This window comes from Pseudonocardia terrae (assembly GCF_021343995.1).
GTDB classification, from domain to species: Bacteria; Actinomycetota; Actinomycetes; order Mycobacteriales; family Pseudonocardiaceae; genus Pseudonocardia; species Pseudonocardia terrae.
On record NZ_JAJTTE010000054.1, the window covers coordinates 1 to 18,159 of the forward strand.

An 18,159-nucleotide genomic window follows, 5' to 3' on the forward strand; every position below is an offset into this window, starting at 1 on the left:
CGGGCGGCACGGCGGGGGTGAGCGTGCGGTCGTCGGGGGTGGTCAGGGCGACCTCCAGGAACTCGGTGAACAGCAGGGGCCGGTCGTCGGACCGCGCGGCCACCTCGACGCGGAGCGGGAGGCCCGACCCGGGGTCGCACCAGACGTCGATCCGACCGACCGTGGTGGCCGGGTCGGCGGGCGTGATCCGGAACCCCGCGGCCGAGTACCCCGCGATCCGGCGCGGATCCACGGACGTCACGGGGTCGGCCCGGGTGAGTCCGACGAGCCGGCGCGCCAGCTCGGACGGGACCAGGTCGGCGGCGCGGGGCAGCCGGACCGGGGTCTCGCCCTCGACCGTCGTCAGTTGGTTCGCGCCGAAGTCCCAGAGGTACTCGCGCCCGTCCCGGCGGTAGGTGTCGCGCTCGCCCGCCGGGGTGAGCTCGTCGACCCGCCAGAGGTCCGGGCCCGCCACGTACGCCCGCAGCTGAGTGACCCCGGTGAACCGCGCCGTGACCTGCTCCAGCGCCGGGATCTCGGGCAGCCCTAGCCGTCCGGTGCTCTCGGCGTACCCGACGTGCGGCGGGATCCCGGCCAGCACGCGGGCGCGCAGGGCCTCGGCGGGCTCGTCCGATCCGGCCGCCGGCAGCGTGACCGCGGCCGCGCCGACGATCGCCGCGGTGCCGGCGGCGACCAGCACCCAGCGTCGCGTCACCCGAGCAGCCATCCCCCTCCAGACTGCCAGCCACGGGTGAAGCCCGCGTACGCGCGGCTCACGAGGGCGTCGCGTGGCTCTGCAACGCGGGGGAGCGGGCGAGCACGAACACCCCGACGACGATCAGCGCGGCACACCCCAGGGCACCGGCCAGCCGCGCGCCCGTCGCCGTCGTCTCGCCGAACACGACGACGCCCCAGACGACCGCGACGATCGGGTTGGTCAGCGTGGTCCCCGGCTCGACGGCGACGAGGGAGCCCGCGGCCAGCGCGTTCTGCAGCAGGTAGAACGACACCAGCCCGGCGGCCACCGCCGCGTAGGTCTGCCAGGTCGTGAGCGCGGCCGCCGGGCCGAGGTGGGCGATCCGCCGGCCCGCGCCGGCGAAGAGCGCCCCGGTCAGGCCGTAGCCCACCCCGCTGGCGACGCCCAGCAGCGCGGCGCGGGTCTCCCCGCCGGTGCGCCAGCCGGCGACGGCCAGCCCGGTCATGACGGCGAGCAGCACCCCCGCGCCGATCGCCCACACCGACCCCGGCACGTCCAGCGGCTGCCCTCCGCCGGGGTCGAGCAGGGCGACGAAGCCGCCCAGCGACGCGGCCAGCAGGACCACGCCGGCCCAGTCCCGCCACCCGAGCCGGCCCCCGAGGAACAGCGCGGACCCGAGCACGGCGAGCGGCAGCTCGGTGACCAGCAGCGGCTGCACCGACGCGATCCGACCGAGTGAGAGCGCCGTGATGTGCGAGACCAGCCCCGCGAGGCTGACCAGGACCCCGAGCAGCCACCGGGGCCGGCGCAGCAGCCGCACCAGCAGCCGCACCGACTCGTGCGGGTCGCTGGTCTCGTGCCGCGCGGAGCTGCGCTGGAGCACGTCGCCCGCCGCGGCGGCCAGCCCCGCCCCCGCGGCCAGGCCGATGGCCAGACCCGTCACCGCCCATCCCCCCGTCCAGTCCGCGTCGGCGGGTCCGCCCGCCGGCCCGAGCCGGTGCGCGGGCAGGCCGGGCGATACCTGGTCGGCGCGGTGGTGAAACCCCGCGCGAGCAGCGTCACGCCGCGTCACCGGCCAGAACCCCAGGTAGGCGCGCTCCGGAGGCCGAGTCGACAGCCGATCGCAAGGCTCCCGGCGACCGGAAGGGTTGAGCGGGGGCGGCGCAGAATCCTGAGCCGGGTCACACCTCGCGTCCGGGCGGCGGCGGGTTCCTTCCGCATAGACTGGACGAACGTCCGGTGACGTGTGCGGGTCAGCAGGGAGGTGTGTGCGGTGAACGCCGACGAACGCCGCTTCGCGGTCCTCCAGGCGATCGTGGCGGACTACGTCTCGACCCAGGAACCCGTGGGTTCCAAGGCGATCGTGGACCGGCACAACCTCGGCGTCTCCAGTGCCACGGTCCGCAACGACATGGCCGCGCTCGAGGAGGAGGGGCTGATCGCCCAGCCGCACACCAGCGCGGGCCGCATCCCGACCGACAAGGGCTACCGGCTCTTCGTCGACCGGTTGGCGCAGGTCAAGCCGCTGTCGGCCGCCGAGCGCAAGGCCGTCCAGACCTTCCTCGAGGGCGCGCTCGACCTCGACGACGTGCTCCGCCGCAGCGTGCGGCTGCTCGCGCAGCTGACGCGGCAGGTCGCCGTCGTCCAGTACCCGACGCTGACCCGTTCCACGGTCCGCCACCTGGAGGTCGTCCAGCTCACGCCCGCGCGGCTGATGCTGGTGCTGATCACCGACTCGGGGCGCGTGGACCAGCGGATGGTCGACCTGGGGCAGGTCGTCACCGAGGAGGACACCTCCCGGCTGCGTGCCCTGCTCAACCAGGCCCTGGCCGGCCGGCGGCTGGCCGACGCGTCGGCGCGGGTCGCCGAGCTGCCGCCGTCGGCGCCGAACGAGCTCCGCGACGTCGTCCTCACGGTCTCCACGGTGTTGATCGAGACGCTGGTGGAGCACCCGGAGGAGCGCCTGGTCCTGGGCGGCACCGCGAACCTCACGCGCAACTCCGCGGACTTCCCGGGGTCGCTGCGGCAGGTCCTGGAGGCGCTCGAGGAGCAGGTCGTGGTGCTGAAGCTGCTGGCCGCGGCGCAGGACCCGGGCCTGGTCACGGTGCGGATCGGTGAGGAGAACGAGTCGGCCGACCTGCACACGGCCTCGGTCGTGTCGATCGGCTACGGGCCGGGCACGGTCGTGGGCGGAATGGGGGTCGTCGGACCGACCCGGATGGACTACCCGGGCACGATGGCGGCGGTGCACGCCGTCGCCCGGTACGTGGGTGAGATCCTGACAGGGCGCTAGGAGTCGCGGGACTCACCGAGCTGAGCTGAGCTGTCGAGCACAGAAGGATCATGGGGACTTCGAGGGTGGCACGGGACTACTACGGCATCCTGGGCGTGGAGCCCGGCGCGGATGCCGCCGAACTGAAGCGGGCCTACCGCAAGCTGGCCCGGGAGCTGCACCCGGACGTCAACCCGGAACCGGGCGCGCAGGAGCGCTTCCGCGAGGTCAGCACGGCCTACGAGGTCCTGACGGATCCGGAGAAGCGGCGGATCGTCGACCTGGGCGGCGACCCGCTCGACAACGGTCGTGGTGGCGGCGGCGCCGGCGGGGGCGACCCGTTCAGCGCGTTCGGCTTCGGCGACATCATGGACGCCTTCTTCGGCGGTGCCGCGGGCGGCCGCTCGCGCGGGCCGCGCAGCCGGGTGCAGCCCGGGGCCGACGCGCTCATCCGCATGCAGCTGACGCTGGAGGAGTGCGCCACGGGCGTGCAGCGCGAGCTGACCGTCGACACCGCGGTGCTCTGCTCGGAGTGCGGCGGCGACGGCTGCGCTCCCGGCACACGCCCGCACACCTGCGAGACCTGCGACGGCCGCGGCGAGATCCAGAGCGTCCAGCGGTCGTTCCTCGGCCAGGTCGTCACGTCGCGCCCCTGCCCGACGTGCCGGGGCCTGGGCGAGGTCATCCCGGAGCCGTGCCGGCAGTGCGCGGGCGACGGGCGGGTGCGCTCGCGGCGCAGCGTCGGCGTCCGGATCCCGGCCGGCGTGGCCGACGGCATGCGGGTGCGGCTGGCGGGCCAGGGCGAGGTCGGCGCGGGCGGCGGCCCGGCCGGTGACCTGTACGTCGAGGTCGAGGAGATCGCGCACGAGGTCTTCCAGCGCGACGGCGCCGACCTGCACGTGCGCCTGCCGCTGCCGATGACCGCGGCCGCGCTGGGCGCCACGCTCCCGCTGCCGATGCTCGACGGCTCCACCGAGGACCTGCACGTCGAGCCGGGCACGCAGGCCGGGACGCTGCGCACGCTGCGCGGGAAGGGCATGCCGAGGCTGCGCTCCACCGGCCGGATCGACGGGCACGGGGACCTGATCGTGCACGTCGACGTCACCGTCCCCACCAAGCTCGACAAGGAGCAGACCGAGCTGCTGCGGCAGCTGGCGAAGCTGCGTGGCGAGGAGCAGCCGGACCTGGCCGTCGGCGCCCGCAACGGGCACGGGCTGTTCGCCCGGCTGCGGGACTCCTTCCGGTAGGCGGCCGGTGAGCACCGCCCCGCTGTTCCTGGTGGGGGAGCTGCCTGCGGCCGGGACCGTCGTGCTCGACGGGCCGGAGGGCCGGCACGCCGCCGCGGTCAAGCGGATCCGGGTCGGCGAGGTCGTGCAGCTGGGCGACGGCCGCGGTGCCGTCGCCCGGGCCCACGCCGTCGCCGTCGCCAAGGACTCCGTGGAGTTCGCGCTCGACGAGGTGGCCCACCATCCCGCGCCCGCCCCGCGCGTCGTGCTCGCGCAGGCGCTGGTGAAGGGCGACCGCGGCGAGCTGGCCGTGGAGCTGGCCACCGAGGCGGGCGTCGACGCGATCCTGCCGTGGCGGGCGGCGCGGTGCGTCGCGCGCTGGGAGCAGGGCCCGCGCGGCGAGAAGGCGCTGGCCCGCTGGCGCTCGACGGTCCGCGAGGCCGGCAAGCAGGCCCGCCGGCCGTGGATCCCCGAGGTGGGCGACCCCGTCACCACCGCCGACCTCGTCGCGCGCGGCGGACCCGCCCTGGTGCTGCACGAAAGGGCCGACGCGGTGCTCTCGGCCGCCGACCTGCCGGCGGAGGGCGAGGTGCTGCTCGTCGTCGGGCCGGAGGGCGGCGTCTCGGACGAGGAGCTGGCCGTGCTCACCGCCGCCGGCGCCCGCACGGTCCGGCTGGGGCCGGAGGTGCTGCGCGCCTCGACCGCCGCCGCGGTGGCGCTCGGGGCCATCGGCGTGCTGACCGAACGGTGGCGTGATCGGGACCACGTGGCGCACACCGCACCGACTGCGTGACTGCGCAAGGAGCTGGTCTAGGCTCGGGGCGGCTCACCCACCCCCCTGGTGAGCACCGGTCCCGCAGCTCGGATACCGATGCCGCGGGAGCCGTCCACGAGGCGGCCGCGCCGCGACGATCCTCCCCCCGGTCGTCGCGGCGCGCCACGGGGACTCAGTAGGTTCCGGCCATGCCCGTCCTGCAGGAGCTGCTCTCCGCCCTGTCCTCCCGGCGCGTCGAGGTCGTCGACCTCACCGCCCCGCTGCACTCCGGTACGCCGATCCTGCAGCTGCCGCCGCCGTTCGCGAACACGATCCCGTTCTCGCTGTCCGAGATCAGCCGTTACGACGAGCGCGGCCCGGCCTGGTACTGGAACGACATCCACACCGGTGAGCACAGCGGCACCCACTTCGACGCCCCCGTGCACTGGGTGACCGGCCGGGACGGCGAGGACGTCTCGCAGGTGCCCGCGGCGCGGCTGCTCGCCCCCGCCGCCGTGCTCGACTTCTCCGCCGAGTCCGCCGCCGACCCGGACTTCCTGCTCGAGATCGACCACGTCAAGACGTGGGAGGCCGAGCACGGCCCGCTGCCCGAGGGCGGCTGGCTGCTCTACCGGACCGGCTGGGACGCCCGCTCCGCCGACGCCGAGGCCTTCCTCAACGCCGACGAGAACGGCCCGCACACCCCCGGCGTCTCGGTCGAGTGCGCGACCTGGCTGGCGGAGGAGGCGCCGATCATGGGGTTCGGCACCGAGACCGTCGGCACGGACGCCGGGGCCGCGCACTCCTTCGACCCGCCCTTCCCGTGCCACTCCTTCCTGCTCGGGGCGGGGAAGTACGGGCTCACCCAGCTGCAGAACCTCGCCGCGCTGCCGCCGACCGGGGCCGTGCTGCTCACCTCGCCGCTGCCGATCGTCGGCGGCTCGGGCTCGCCGGCGCGGGTGCTGGCGCTGGTGGAGCGCTGATCGTCCGGTGAACGTCTCGGAACTGGTCGGGCGGACCCTCGCGGAGCTGGGCGTCGGGCACGTGTTCGGGGTCGTGGGGAGCGGGAACTTCCACGTCACGAACGCCCTGCGGGCAGCCGGGGTGCCGTTCACCGCGACCCGGCACGAGGGCGGCGCGGCGACGATGGCCGACGCCTTCGCCCGCATGTCCGGGCTCCCCGCGGTGCTCAGCGTCCACCAGGGATGCGGGCTGACCAACGGGCTCACCGGCGTCACGGAGGCCGCGAAGAGCCGGACCCCGCTCCTCGTCCTCGCCGCCGACACCGCCGGGTCCGCGGTGCGCTCCAACTTCCGGATCGACCAGGACGCGCTGGTCACGGCGGTCGGTGCGGTCGCCGAGCGGGTGCACTCGCCGGAGACCGCGCTCACCGACACCGCCCGGGCGTACCGGACCGCGGTCGAGCAGCGCCGCACCGTGGTGCTCAACCTGCCGCTCGACGTCCAGGCCGCGCCCGCCGAGCCCGCCCCGGTGCCCGTGCTCCCGCCCGTCGCCCCGCCGCGGGCGTCGGCCGAGGGGGTCGCCGCCCTGGCCGAGCTGCTCGCCGGGGCGGAGCGGCCGGTCTTCGTCGCCGGCCGCGGGGCCCGCGGGGCCCGGGAGGAGCTGCGCGCCCTCGCGGAGGCGTCCGGCGCGCTGCTGGCCACCTCCGCGGTGGCCTCCGGGCTGTTCCACGACGACCCGTGGACGCTCGGCATCTCCGGCGGGTTCGCCTCGCCGCTGACCGCCGAGCTGATCGCCGACGCCGACCTCGTCGTCGCGTGGGGGTGCGCGCTGACGATGTGGACGACCCGGCACGGCCGGCTGATCGGCGACGCGGCCCGGGTGGTCCAGGTGGACCTGGACGTCGACGCGCTCGGCGCCCACCGGCCCGTCGACCTCGGGCTGGTGGGCGACGTCGCCGCCACCGCCGCGGACCTGCTCGGCGCCGTCTCCCGCCGCACGGGCTACCGCACGCCCGAGGTCCGGGCGGCGATCGCCGAGCGCGGACGGCTGCGGGACGTCCCGTACACCGACCTCACCGGGCCCGAGGGCATCGACCCGCGCACGCTGACGATCGCCCTCGACGACCTGCTCCCGGTCGAGCGGGTCGTCGCCGTCGACTCCGGCAACTTCATGGGTTACCCGGCCGCCTACCTGCAGGTTCCCGACGAGTTCGGGTTCTGCTTCACGCAGGGCTACCAGTCGATCGGCCTCGGCCTGGCCACGGCGGTCGGCGCGGCGCTGGCCCGGCCGGACCGGCTGGCCGTCGCGGCGCTCGGCGACGGCGGGGCGCTGATGGGCGCCGCCGAGCTGGACACGGTGGCCCGGCTCGGGATCCCGATGGTGGTCGTGGTCTACGACGACCGGGCCTACGGGGCCGAGGTGCACCATTTCACCGGGGCCGACCACACCACCGTGCGGTTCCCGGAGACGGACATCGCCGCGATCGGGCGGGGCTACGGGCTCGACGCGGTGACCGTCCGGACCCCGGCCGACCTCAAGGGCGTCGAGGACTGGCTGGCCGGGCCCCGGAGCCGGGCCCTGCTGGTCGACGCCAAGATCGCGTCCGACGGCGGGTCCTGGTGGCTGCAGGAGGCCTTCCGCGGGCACTAGGCCGTGGTGAAGAAGTCCCTGATCACGAAGCCCATCGATCGCGACTTCTTCACCACGGCCTAGCCCGCTGCTCCGCCGCCCGGGCGTGCGACGGGCCGAATGGCGGGGCGGATCGTCGGTGCCCGGCGGTAACATCGGCAGGAGGAGCGGGCCGAGGCGGGCCCGGAGCAGAGCAGCAGGAAGCAGGCGACCAGACCACGTGACGCAGCCGGACCCCGTCCAGTCCCGCATCGCAGTCCCGGACACCGCGCTGCTCGCGCTGCTCGGCTCGAGAGACGAGTCGTTGCGCACCGCCGAGGAGCTGCTGGCCGCGGACGTGCACGTCCGGGGCAACGAGCTGACCCTCTCGGGCGAGCCCGCCGACGTGGCGTTCGCCGAGCGGGTGTTCACCGAGCTCATCACCCTCGCCGAGCGCGGCCAGCAGGTCGGTTCGGACACCGTGCGCCGCACCGTCGAGATGCTCGGCGAGGCGGACCCGGCGGTCGCCGCCGTGCGCGGGGAGTCGCCGGCCGAGGTGCTGAGCCTGGACATCGTCTCCCGCCGTGGGAAGACCATCCGGCCGAAGACGCTGAACCAGAAGCGGTACGTCGATGCGATCGATGCGCACACGATCGTCTTCGGCATCGGGCCGGCCGGTACCGGCAAGACGTACCTGGCGATGGCCAAGGCCGTGCAGGCGTTGCAGGCCAAGCAGGTCAACCGGATCATCCTCACGCGCCCGGCCGTCGAGGCGGGGGAGCGGCTCGGGTACCTGCCGGGCACGCTCTACGAGAAGATCGACCCCTACCTGCGTCCGCTGTACGACGCGCTGCACGACATGATCGACCCGGAGTCGATCCCGAAGCTGATCGCGGCCGGGACGATCGAGGTCGCGCCGCTGGCGTACATGCGCGGGCGCACGCTGAACGACGCGTTCATCATCCTCGACGAGGCACAGAACACCACGCCCGAGCAGATGAAGATGTTCCTGACCCGGCTCGGCTTCGGCTCGAAGATCGTGGTCACGGGCGACGTCACGCAGATCGACCTGCCGGGCGGCAACAACCGGTCCGGCCTGCAGGTCGTCCAGGACATCCTCTTCGGGGTGGAGGACGTGGCCTTCCCCGAACTGACCAGCAGCGACGTCGTCCGGCACCGGTTGGTGAGCGACATCGTCGACGCCTACGCCCGCTTCGACGCCGACCAGAACCGAGGCCAGCTGCGCAGCGCCGCCCCCCGCACCGGCCCACCCCAGGACCGCCGCTCCCGCCGCCGCTGAGCGGGACGTGGCGCCGGCCTCGCTGTGGTCAGAGGGAGGCGGTCGACGCCACCCGCTGCCCATGATCGCCGGTCGGGACGGTTCGCGGCCGCATATGGCCGGGATCGGTCGCGAATGGCGATCTTGGGTCGTGGTCGGCGCTACCTGTACCCGAGCTCGCCATGATCGCCGGCTGGGACCGTCAACGGCCGCATGTGGCCGGGACGGGTCCGGCTTGGCGATCATGGGTGAGCGTCCCTGTCTGCTCGCCACCTGCTGGCCATGATCGCTGGTTGAGACCGTTTCACGCCGCCCGTGGCCGCGAAGGGTCCGAACCGGCGATCATGATCGTCGTCTGCGACCGCTGAGCTGTCAGGACTGTCGGCGCTCGGTCGGGGGCGGTGATCAGGAGGCCGCCTCGTCCCGCCCCTCGACGACCGGGGGCCAGGAGGCGGCGCCGAGCTCCCGGGAGACCGCGCGGGCGGTGTGGCGCAGGGCGTCCGGGGCGCCGGGGGGCAGCGGCCATTCCCCGGCCGGCACCACGAGCCCGATCGCGCCCGCCAGCACGCCGTCGGCCGCTGCGACCGGGGCGGCGAGGCCGCACTCGCCGAGCACGGCCTCCTCGACCTCGGTGGCGAGCCCGGTACGGCGCACCGCGGCCAGCTGGGCGTCGAGCTCCCGCGCCTCGGTCACGGTCTCGCCGGTCATCCGGTGCGGCCGGTCCGCGGGTTCGCACGCGCCGTAGGCCAGCAGCGCCTTCCCGACCGCGCAGGCGTGCGCCGGCACCACGATGCCGACCTCGGTCATCTGCCGGCTGCCGTCGGGCCGCGGCTCGTGGCCGACCACGATCGCGTCGCGCTGCAGGGCCACCGCCACCCGCACCGCGCACCCCGTGCGGCGCGCGAGGTCCTCCGCCCACGGCTGGGCGCGGGCGCGGAGCTCGAGGTTGTCGAGGTAGACGTTGCCGAGCCGGAGCGTCGCGGGGCCGAGCCGGTAGAGGCCCGAGTCCCGCTCCTGCACCACCATCCCGTGCGCGAGCAGCGTGCGGACGAGCCCGTGCACCGTCGACGGTGCCAGCCCGCAGCCCGCGGCGATCTCCCCGAGGCTCCGCCGCCGCGCGCCCTGCAGCACCGCCAGCACCCGTAGGGCCCGGTCCACGGACTGGATCACCGTTCGCTCCTTGTGTCGTGAGCCAGCTCACAGTAGCGTCCGGCAGGTCTTCGGCATAGCCGAACGGGCTTCGGGTGCGACGGAGGACCCCATGAAGAAGCTGATCAACGACCCGGCCGACGTCGTCGTCGAGGCTCTGCGCGGGATGGCGGCGGCGCATCCCGGGCTCCGCGTCGACCTCGAGAACCGGGTCGTCTTCCGCGGCGACGCGCCCGTCCAGGGGAAGGTCGGCCTGGTCTCCGGCGGCGGCTCGGGCCACGAGCCGATGCACGGCGGGTTCGTCGGCCGCGGCATGCTCGACGCCGCCTGCGCAGGCGAGGTCTTCACCTCGCCCGTGCCCGATCAGATGGTCGTCGCGACGGAGGGCGTCGACGGCGGCGCCGGCGTGCTGCACATCGTGAAGAACTACACGGGCGACGTCATGAACTTCGACATGGCGGCCGAGCTGACCACCGCGAAGACGGGCGTCGAGGTCCAGGCGGTGGTGGTCGACGACGACGTCGCCGTTCAGGACAGCCTCTACACCGCCGGGCGCCGCGGCGTCGGTACCACCGTGCTGCTGGAGAAGATCGTCGGTGCCGCCGCCGAGCAGGGCCGCAGCCTCGCCGAGGTCGCCGGCGTGGCGCGCAAGGTGAACGAGCGCGGCCGCAGCATGGGCATGGCGCTGACCTCGTGCACCGTGCCCGCCGCCGGCCGGCCGACCTTCGACCTGCCCGACGACGAGATGGAGATCGGCATCGGCATCCACGGCGAGCCGGGTCGTCGTCGCGTGCCGATCGCGCCCGCGAAGGAGATCGCGGAGATGCTCGTCGAGCCGATCCTGGCCGACGCCGACTTCACCTCGGAGCCCGTGATCTGCTTCGTCAACGGCATGGGCGCGAGCCCGCTGCTGGAGCTGTACCTCATGTACGGCGAGGTCGCGACGCTGCTGGAGCGGGCCGGGGTGCGGATCGCGCGCTCGCTGGTCGGCCCCTACATCACGAGCCTGGACATGGCCGGCTGCTCCGTCACCCTGCTGCGGGCGGACGACGATCTCCTCGGCCTCTGGGACGCGCCGGTCGACACCCCTGGACTGCGGTGGGGCGCATGACCACACAGGACCAGCTGTCGGCCTGGGTCCGCGAGTTCGCCCGGCAGGTGACCGAGCACCGCGACGAGCTGACGGCACTGGACTCGGCCATCGGCGATGCCGACCACGGCGCCAACATGGCCCGCGGCATGGGCGCAGTGGTCGAGGCCCTCGACGCGAACCCGCCGGCGACCGCGGGTGCGCTGTTCAAGCAGGTCGGGATGACGCTGGTCAGCAAGGTCGGCGGGGCGAGCGGGCCGCTGTACGGCACGCTGTTCCTGCGCTTCGGCACGGCGGCGGGGGAGGTCACCGAGCTCGAGGCGGCGGGTTTCGCCAAGGCGTTCCGGGCCGGGCTGGAGGGCGTCGTGGCCCGTGGGCGGCCCGAGGCCGGGGACAAGACGATGTACGACGCCCTCGCCCCGGCCCTCGACGCGCTCGACGAGTCCCTCGACGGCGGTGCCTCGCTGGGCGACGCGCTGCGGGCCGCCTCGGCGGCCGCCGACGCGGGGCGGGACGCCACCATCCCCATGCTCGCCCGCAAGGGCCGGGCCAGCTACCTGGGCGAACGCAGCGTGGGGCACCAGGACCCGGGGGCGACGTCGGTGGCCCTGCTCGTCGCCGCCGCGGCCGCAACCCTGGGATGAGCGGGTGACGCAAGGCTCCACCGGGGACCCGGCGGTCGGCCTGGTCGCCGTGTCGCACAGCCGCGCCCTCGGCGAGGCCGCCGTGGCCCTGGCTCGCGAGATGCTGCACGGGCCGGCGGGGGAGGCGGTCCGGATCGAGGTGGCGGCCGGGCTCGACGCCACCACCTTCGGCACCGACGCGACCGAGGTCGCAGGCGCGATCACCGCCGCCGACACGGGCGCCGGGGTCGTGGTGCTGATGGACCTCGGCAGCGCGGTGCTGTCCGCGGAGCTCGCGCTGGAGCTGCTCGACGACCCGACGGCGCGGGACCGGGTCCTGCTCTGCCCGGCCCCGCTGGTCGAGGGGCTGGTGGCGGCGGCCGTCGCGGCGGCGGGAGGGGCGGACCGGGCCGGTGTCGCGGCGGAGGCGGCAGCGGGCGCGGACGCGAAGGCGGCACAGCTCGGACCGGTCGAAGCGCCGGAGGCGGCACCGGCGCAGCCCGGATCAGGCGAACCGCCGGACGCAGGGGCGGCGCAGCCCGGTCTCGGTGAGGGGGGAGCGGAGGCCAGCGGGACCTTCGTGGTGACGCCGCCGCACGGCCTGCACGCGCGGCCCGCCGCCCTCCTGGTCCAGGCCCTGCGGGGGTTCGACGCACGAGTGGAGCTGCTGGCCTCCCGGACGGGCCGCGGCCCCGTGGCCGCCGCCAGCCTCACCGGCGTGGCCTCGCTCGACGCCGGTGCCGGGGACGAGATCGAGGTCCGGGCGCGCGGCCCGGAGGCGCGCGAGGCCGTCGACGCCCTCCTCGCCCTCGCCGCCGAGGGGTTCGGCGAGGCATCCGCGACAAGCACGTCGGCTACCGCGCCGACCACCACGTCGGCGAGCGCACCGACGACCACGTCGGCGAGCGCACCGACGACCACGTCGGCGACCGCACCGACTACCACGTCGGCGACCGCACCGACCACCACGTCGGCGACCGCACCGACCACCACGTCGGCGACCACGCCGACGACCACTGGTTCGCCGACCGCGCCGGCGGCACCGCCGACCGCCGCGCCGGCCCCGGCCACGGGAGCGTCGGTACCTCCCGCGTCGCCGGCCGGCGGGCCGGCCGCAGGACTGCCGGGCGTCGGAGGGGCGCTCGGACAGGGGAGCGGCCCGCTGCCCGCCTCACCCGGCATCGCGATCGGTCCGGCGCGGCTGCACCGGGCCGTCGAGCTGCGGGTCCCCGACGAGAAGGCCGACGACCCCGACGTCGAGCGGGCGCGCCTGGACCGGGCCCTCGACGAGGCCCGCCGCACGATCACCACCGTCCGCGACGCCACGCCCGCGTCCGAGGGCGCGATCTTCGACGCCCACCTGACGATGCTCGACGACCCGGCCCTGGTCGACGCCGCGCGCGAGGCGATCGCGTCCGGTGCCGCGGCCCCCGCGGCCTGGGCGGCTTCGGTCGTCGCCGCCGAGAGCACGCTCGCCGCGCTGCCGAACGAGTACCTGCGCGCCCGCGCGGCCGACGTCCGCGCGGTCGGCGACGAGGTGCTCCGCGCCCTGCTGGCCAGCAGCTCCCGACCCGCACCGCCGGATCTCCCGACTCGCGGCACGGACGCACTCATCCCACCCGCCGTTCTCGTCGCGGCCGACCTCACCCCCGCGGAGGCGGCGGTGCTCGACCCGGAGGCGGTGGTCGGGGTCGTCCTGGCCGGCGGGAGCGCGACCGGGCACGCCGCGATCCTGCTGCGCGCCCGCGGCATCCCCGCCGTCGTCGGCGCCGGGCCCGCCGTGCTGGATCTCGCCCCCGACACCCCGCTCGCGCTCGACGGCACGACCGGCCGCCTCGTCGTCGACCCGTCCGCCGAGGTCAGGGCCGTCTTCGGGGCCCGGCTGGCCCAGCGCGCCGAGCAGGAGGCCACCGCCCGCGCCCGGGCGGACGAGCCCGCCCGTACCCGCGACGGCACCGACGTCCTGGTCGGGGTGAACGTCGGCGCCGACGCCGCGAGCGCGGCCGGCACCGGAGCCGACCTCGCCGGCCTGGTCCGGACCGAGTTCCTCTTCCTGGACCGCGCCGAGCCCCCCGGCGTCGACGAACAGGAGGTGGCCTACCGGGCCGTCGCCGAGGCGCTCGGCGGGCGGCGGATCGTCCTGCGCACCCTCGACGTCGGCGGTGACAAGCCCCTGCCCTACGTCCCGATGCCCGCCGAGGCGAACCCGTTCCTCGGCGTCCGCGGGCTGCGGCTGGCCCTGCGGCGACCCGACCTGCTCGCCGACCAGCTCCGCGCGATCGTCCGGACCGCGCACGCGACCCCGGTGAGCGTGATGTTCCCCATGGTCACCGTCCCCGCCGAGCTGTACGCGGCCCGGGCCGCCCTCGGCGAGGCGATCGCCGCCGAGGGCCGCGGGCGGCCGCCGGGCCTCGAGATCGGGATCATGGTGGAGGTCCCCGCGGCCGCGCTGACCGCGGCGGCGTTCGCCCCCGCCGTCGACTTCCTCAGCATCGGCACCAACGACCTCACCCAGTACACGCTCGCGGCCGAGCGCGGATCCGCCGAGGTCGCGACCCTCGCGGATCCGCTCTCGCCGGCCGTCCTGCGCCTGGTCGACGCCACCTGCCGGGGCGCCGGGGCCGCCCTGGTCGCGGTGTGCGGCGAGCTCGCGGCCGATCCGGTCGCCGCGCCGCTGCTGGTCGGGCTCGGGGTCAGGGAGCTGTCGGTCGCGCCGCCCGCGGTCGCGCTCGTCAAGGAGGCGGTCCGCGGGATCGACGCCGGGGAGGCGGCCGCACTGGCGGGCCGGGCCCTCGCCGCGCCGGACCCCGCCGCCGTCCGCGCCCTGCTCGCGGACCGCGGCTGACCACCACCGCGGCCGACCGGCCGGTCCCGGCCGGGGTGCGACTACCCTCGTGAAGAGTTCCTTCCCGGTCGCGCCGAGAGAGTTGGTCCGAGTACCGCCGTGAGCATCGAGGTCGTCAACGAGTCCGGCGTTGCCGTCGACGAGTCGCTGATCGTGTCCGTCGCCCGGTACGCGCTCGACGCCATGCGGGTCAGTCCGGCGGTCGAGCTCGCGATCACCGCGGTCACCCTCGACACCATGTCCGAGCTGCACGAACGGTGGATGGACGAGCCCGGGCCCACGGACGTCATGTCCTTCCCGATGGACGAGCTGGTCGACGACACCCGCCGCCCCGACGCCCCCGAGATCGGCCCGGCGCTGCTCGGCGACATCGTGCTCTGCCCGGCGTTCGCCAAGGACCAGGCGGTCAAGGCCGGCCACACGCTCTCCGACGAGCTGCACCTGCTGACCGTGCACGGCGTGCTGCACCTGCTCGGCTACGACCACGCCGAGCCGGACGAGGAGCGCGAGATGTTCGCGCTGCAGAACAAGCTGCTCCACGACTGGCGCACCGGGCGCGCCCAGGCCGCCGCCCGCGAGGCCCAGCGGCGCAGCGACTCGCGGGTGCTGGGCACCGTCGGCCTGGACGACCCGGCCGGCCCCGCCGAACCGCGCTGACCGTCCGGCCGATGACCGCAGGAGACCGATGAACGCCGCTGGCCTGCTCGCCGTCGCGATCGTCCTGATCCCCGTCGCTGGGCTGTGCGGCGCGGCCGACGCCGCGCTCACCTCGATCTCCCGGACGCGCGTGACGGATCTGGTGCGGGCGAACCGGCCCGGGTCGCGGGCGTTGTCGAAGGTGGTCGACGACCGTGCCCGCTACGTCAACCTGCTGATCCTGCTGCGGCTGATGGGCGAGACCGTCGCGACGGTGCTGCTCGCGGTCTCGCTCGCGAGCTGGTTCGACCCCGCCTGGGTCGGCGTCCTGCTCGCCGCGGTGATCATGGTGGTGGTCAGCTACGTCCTGATCGGGGTCGGCCCACGCACGCTCGGCCGCCAGCACCCGTACGCGCTGGGGCTGGCGGTCGCCGCCCCGGTGCGGATCATCGCGACCCTGCTCAGCCCGCTGACCAAGCTGCTGATCCTGGTCGGCAACGCGATCACCCCGGGCCGCGGCTTCCGCGAGGGCCCGTTCTCCTCCGAGGTCGAGCTGCGCGAGCTGGTGGACATGGCCAGCACCAGCGGCGTCGTCGAGGAGGGCGAGCGGAAGATGATCCACTCGGTCTTCGAGCTGGGCGACACGATCGTCCGGGACGTCATGCAGCCCCGGCCCGACGTGGTGTGGGCCGAGCAGGACACCCCCGTGCAGAAGGTGGTCCGGCTCGCGCTGAAGAGCGGCTACTCCCGGATCCCGGTGCTCGGCGAGGGGATCGACGACGTCATCGGCGTCGCCTACCTCAAGGACCTGGTCGGGGCGGGCTGGGACCGGCCCGACGCGCGGCTGGTCGAGGTCGTGCGGCCGCCGGTGTTCGTGCCCGACTCCAAGCGGATCGACGAGCTGCTCAAGGACATGCAGCGCACCCGCAACCACATGGCGATCGTGGTCGACGAGTACGGCGGCACCGCGGGCGTCGTCACGATCGAGGACATCCTCGAGGAGATCGTCGGCGACATCTCCGACGAGTACGACACCGACGAGGTGCCCGAGGTCCAGCGGCTCGACGGCGGCACCCTGCGGCTGGCCGCCCGGCTGCCCGTCGAGGACCTGACCGAGCTGTTCGCCGGCGAGTTCAGCGGCACCGAGCGCGAGGAGCTGCTGCGCGAGGCCCTGGAGCAGGCCGACGTCGACACCGTGGGCGGGCTGCTCGCCCAACGGCTGGGCAAGGTGCCCCTGCCCGGCGCCCAGGCCGAGGTCGACGGCCTGCTGCACCTGCGCGGCGAGGGCGGCAAGGACGCCCGCGGCCGCGTCCGCATCACCTCGGTGCTGGTCACGCCCCTGGCCGTGCCCGAACCCACCGAAGCCGCCGACCACCCCGAGGAGGACGCCGCCGAGCAGGCCGACGTCCGGGAGGAGACCGATGTCCGGCAGTAACCCCCCCGAGCTCGACGCCGAGGACGCCAAGATCGTCACGCTGGCGCGCTCCTCGCGCGCCCGTACCGGCGCCGCGGAGGGCGCCGCGGTCCGCGACACGGACGGCCGCACCTACGCCGCCGCGTCCGTCGCGCTGCCGTCCCTACGGCTCACGGCCCTGCAGGCGGCCGTGGCGGCTGCCGTGTCCAGCGGGGCGCCCGGGCTCGAGGCCGCGGCCGTCGTCACCGAGAGCGGCGAGGCCGACGAGGCCTCCGTCGCCGCGGTGCGGGACCTCACCGCGGCCGCCCCGGTGATCGTCGCCGACGCGTCCGGCGCCGTCGTGAGGGTCCTGACGTCCGCATGAGCACCCCCCGGTACGACCTGGTCGTCGTCGGCGGCGGGATCGTCGGTCTGGCCACGGCGCACGCGGCGGTCCGCAGCGGGCTGAGCGTCGCCGTCGTCGAGCGCGAGCCGCGGCTGGCGAACCACCAGACCGGCAACAACTCCAACGTCATCCACTCCGGGCTCTACTACGCGCCGGGCGGGCTCAAGGCGCGGCTGGCGGTGGCCGGGTGCGCCGAGACGATCGCCTTCTGCCGTGAGCACGACCTGCCGCACCAGAGGTGCGGGAAGCTCGTCGTGGCCACCGATCCCGAGGAGCTGCCGCGGATGGCGGAGCTCGAGCGGCGCGGGAAGGCCAACGGCGTCGAGACGCAGCGGCTCGACGCCGCGGGCATCCGCGAGCGGGAGCCGCACGTCCGTGGGCTCGAGGCGCTGTGGGTGCCGTCGACCGGGCTCTGCGACTACCGGGCGATCGCCGAGAAGCTCGGCGAGCTGGTGGCCAAGGAGGGCGGCGAGATCCACCTCGGCCGCGCGGTCACCGGGATGGTGCGGCGGGAGACGTCCGCCCGGCCTGACGTCGTGGTCCGCACCGCGCAGGGCGACCTGCTGGGGGAGCGGGTCGTGGTCTGCGGCGGGCTGCGCTGCGACGAGCTCGCCCGCGCCGCGGGCGCCGACCCGGGGGTGCGGATCATACCGTTCCGCGGGGAGTACTCGGGCTTCACCGAGGAGGCCGCCGAGCTGGTCAAGGGCCTGATCTACCCGGTGCCGGACCCGGCCTTCCCGTTCCTCGGGGTGCACGCCACCCGCGGGATCGACGGGCACGTGCACGCCGGGCCCAACGCCGTCCTCGCGCTGGCGCGTGAGGGCTACTCGTGGGGCACGGTCAAGCCGAAGGAGCTGCTGGGCTCGCTGGTCTACCCGGGCATGCTGCGGGTCGCGAAGCGGCACTGGCGGTACGGGCTGGGCGAGGTGCACCGGTCGCTGTCCAGGGCGGCTATGGTCACCCAGATCCAGCGGATGCTTCCCGAGGTCGAGGCGCGCCACCTCACGCCCGCGGGTGCGGGGGTGCGGGCGCAGGCGGTGAAGCCCGACGGCACGCTCGTCGACGACTTCCTGCTCGTCGAGCAGGGCGGCGCCGACGGGGTTCGGGGGCCGGGCTCGATCCTGCACGTGCTCAACGCGCCCTCTCCGGCGGCCACCGCCGCCCTGCCCATCGGCCGCGAGATCCTCGAGCGGCTGACCGGCGACAACCCGGGTCCGCTGTGACCCGCACCGACGTGCG

At 75.2% G+C, this 18,159-nt stretch carries 16 protein-coding genes; 13 read left to right on the forward strand and 3 right to left on the reverse strand.

Going from position 1 to position 18,159, the window contains the following annotated elements:
- Together LWC33_RS27575 and LWC33_RS27580 are read right to left on the reverse strand one after the other, a co-directional pair.
- Positions 1-694: LolA-like protein (locus LWC33_RS27575; protein ID WP_504937562.1), on the reverse strand; the 694-nt coding region annotated here is incomplete at its 3' end.
- 58 nt (positions 695-752) lie between these two features.
- Positions 753-1,619, reverse strand: coding sequence for a DMT family transporter (locus LWC33_RS27580; protein ID WP_233307606.1), 867 nt, complete (start codon positions 1,617-1,619; stop codon positions 753-755).
- 330 nt (positions 1,620-1,949) lie between these two features.
- Here LWC33_RS27580 and hrcA point away from each other — a divergent pair, with 330 nt between their 5' ends.
- From hrcA to LWC33_RS27610, 6 genes are all read left to right on the forward strand, one after another.
- Positions 1,950-2,969, forward strand: a complete 1,020-nt coding sequence (gene hrcA / locus LWC33_RS27585; RefSeq protein ID WP_233307607.1) for a heat-inducible transcriptional repressor HrcA — start codon at positions 1,950-1,952, stop codon at positions 2,967-2,969.
- Positions 2,970-3,034: 65 nt separating this feature from the next.
- Positions 3,035-4,195 (forward strand): molecular chaperone DnaJ, encoded by a 1,161-nt coding sequence (dnaJ, locus tag LWC33_RS27590; RefSeq protein ID WP_233307649.1) that lies wholly within the window; start codon positions 3,035-3,037, stop codon positions 4,193-4,195.
- A gap of 7 nt (positions 4,196-4,202) precedes the next feature.
- Complete coding sequence (locus tag LWC33_RS27595; protein WP_233307608.1) at positions 4,203-4,967, forward strand: 16S rRNA (uracil(1498)-N(3))-methyltransferase; 765 nt, start codon at positions 4,203-4,205, stop codon at positions 4,965-4,967.
- A gap of 170 nt (positions 4,968-5,137) precedes the next feature.
- Positions 5,138-5,911, forward strand: a complete 774-nt coding sequence (locus LWC33_RS27600) for a cyclase family protein (RefSeq protein ID WP_233307609.1) — start codon at positions 5,138-5,140, stop codon at positions 5,909-5,911.
- A gap of 7 nt (positions 5,912-5,918) precedes the next feature.
- Complete coding sequence (locus LWC33_RS27605; protein ID WP_233307610.1) at positions 5,919-7,541, forward strand: thiamine pyrophosphate-binding protein; 1,623 nt, start codon at positions 5,919-5,921, stop codon at positions 7,539-7,541.
- Between the two features lie 199 nt (positions 7,542-7,740).
- Positions 7,741-8,799 (forward strand): PhoH family protein, encoded by a 1,059-nt coding sequence (locus LWC33_RS27610; RefSeq protein ID WP_233307611.1) that lies wholly within the window; start codon positions 7,741-7,743, stop codon positions 8,797-8,799.
- Positions 8,800-9,183: 384 nt separating this feature from the next.
- Here the strand turns inward: LWC33_RS27610 and LWC33_RS36270 are convergent, their stop codons facing one another.
- Positions 9,184-9,948: an IclR family transcriptional regulator gene (locus LWC33_RS36270; RefSeq protein ID WP_233307612.1), complete on the reverse strand. Its 765-nt coding sequence runs from the start codon at positions 9,946-9,948 to the stop codon at positions 9,184-9,186.
- 91 nt (positions 9,949-10,039) lie between these two features.
- Here LWC33_RS36270 and dhaK point away from each other — a divergent pair, with 91 nt between their 5' ends.
- The 7 genes from dhaK (at position 10,040) to lhgD (ending at position 18,143) form a co-directional block, all read left to right on the forward strand.
- Positions 10,040-11,038 (forward strand): dihydroxyacetone kinase subunit DhaK, encoded by a 999-nt coding sequence (gene dhaK, locus LWC33_RS27620; RefSeq protein ID WP_233307613.1) that lies wholly within the window; start codon positions 10,040-10,042, stop codon positions 11,036-11,038.
- Positions 11,035-11,661 (forward strand): dihydroxyacetone kinase subunit DhaL, encoded by a 627-nt coding sequence (gene dhaL / locus LWC33_RS27625; protein ID WP_233307614.1) that lies wholly within the window; start codon positions 11,035-11,037, stop codon positions 11,659-11,661. The genes dhaK and dhaL overlap by 4 nt, the downstream gene beginning before the upstream one ends.
- A gap of 4 nt (positions 11,662-11,665) precedes the next feature.
- On the forward strand, positions 11,666-14,485 hold the full coding sequence (gene ptsP / locus LWC33_RS27630; protein ID WP_233307615.1) for a phosphoenolpyruvate--protein phosphotransferase: 2,820 nt from the start codon (positions 11,666-11,668) through the stop codon (positions 14,483-14,485).
- A 99-nt stretch (positions 14,486-14,584) separates the two neighbouring features.
- Complete coding sequence (ybeY, locus tag LWC33_RS27635) at positions 14,585-15,142, forward strand: rRNA maturation RNase YbeY (protein ID WP_233307616.1); 558 nt, start codon at positions 14,585-14,587, stop codon at positions 15,140-15,142.
- A gap of 28 nt (positions 15,143-15,170) precedes the next feature.
- The gene (locus LWC33_RS27640) at positions 15,171-16,556 is read left to right on the forward strand and encodes a hemolysin family protein (protein WP_233307617.1); all 1,386 of its coding nucleotides are present in this window, start codon (positions 15,171-15,173) and stop codon (positions 16,554-16,556) included.
- Positions 16,543-16,899, forward strand: coding sequence for a cytidine deaminase-like protein (locus LWC33_RS27645; RefSeq protein ID WP_233307618.1), 357 nt, complete (start codon positions 16,543-16,545; stop codon positions 16,897-16,899). The genes LWC33_RS27640 and LWC33_RS27645 overlap by 14 nt, the downstream gene beginning before the upstream one ends.
- Entirely contained in the window at positions 16,896-18,143 is a 1,248-nt protein-coding gene (gene lhgD / locus LWC33_RS27650; RefSeq protein WP_233307619.1) for an L-2-hydroxyglutarate dehydrogenase, read from the forward strand. Before LWC33_RS27645 ends, lhgD begins: the two co-directional genes overlap by 4 nt.
- The last annotated feature ends 16 nt before the right edge of the window (positions 18,144-18,159 follow it).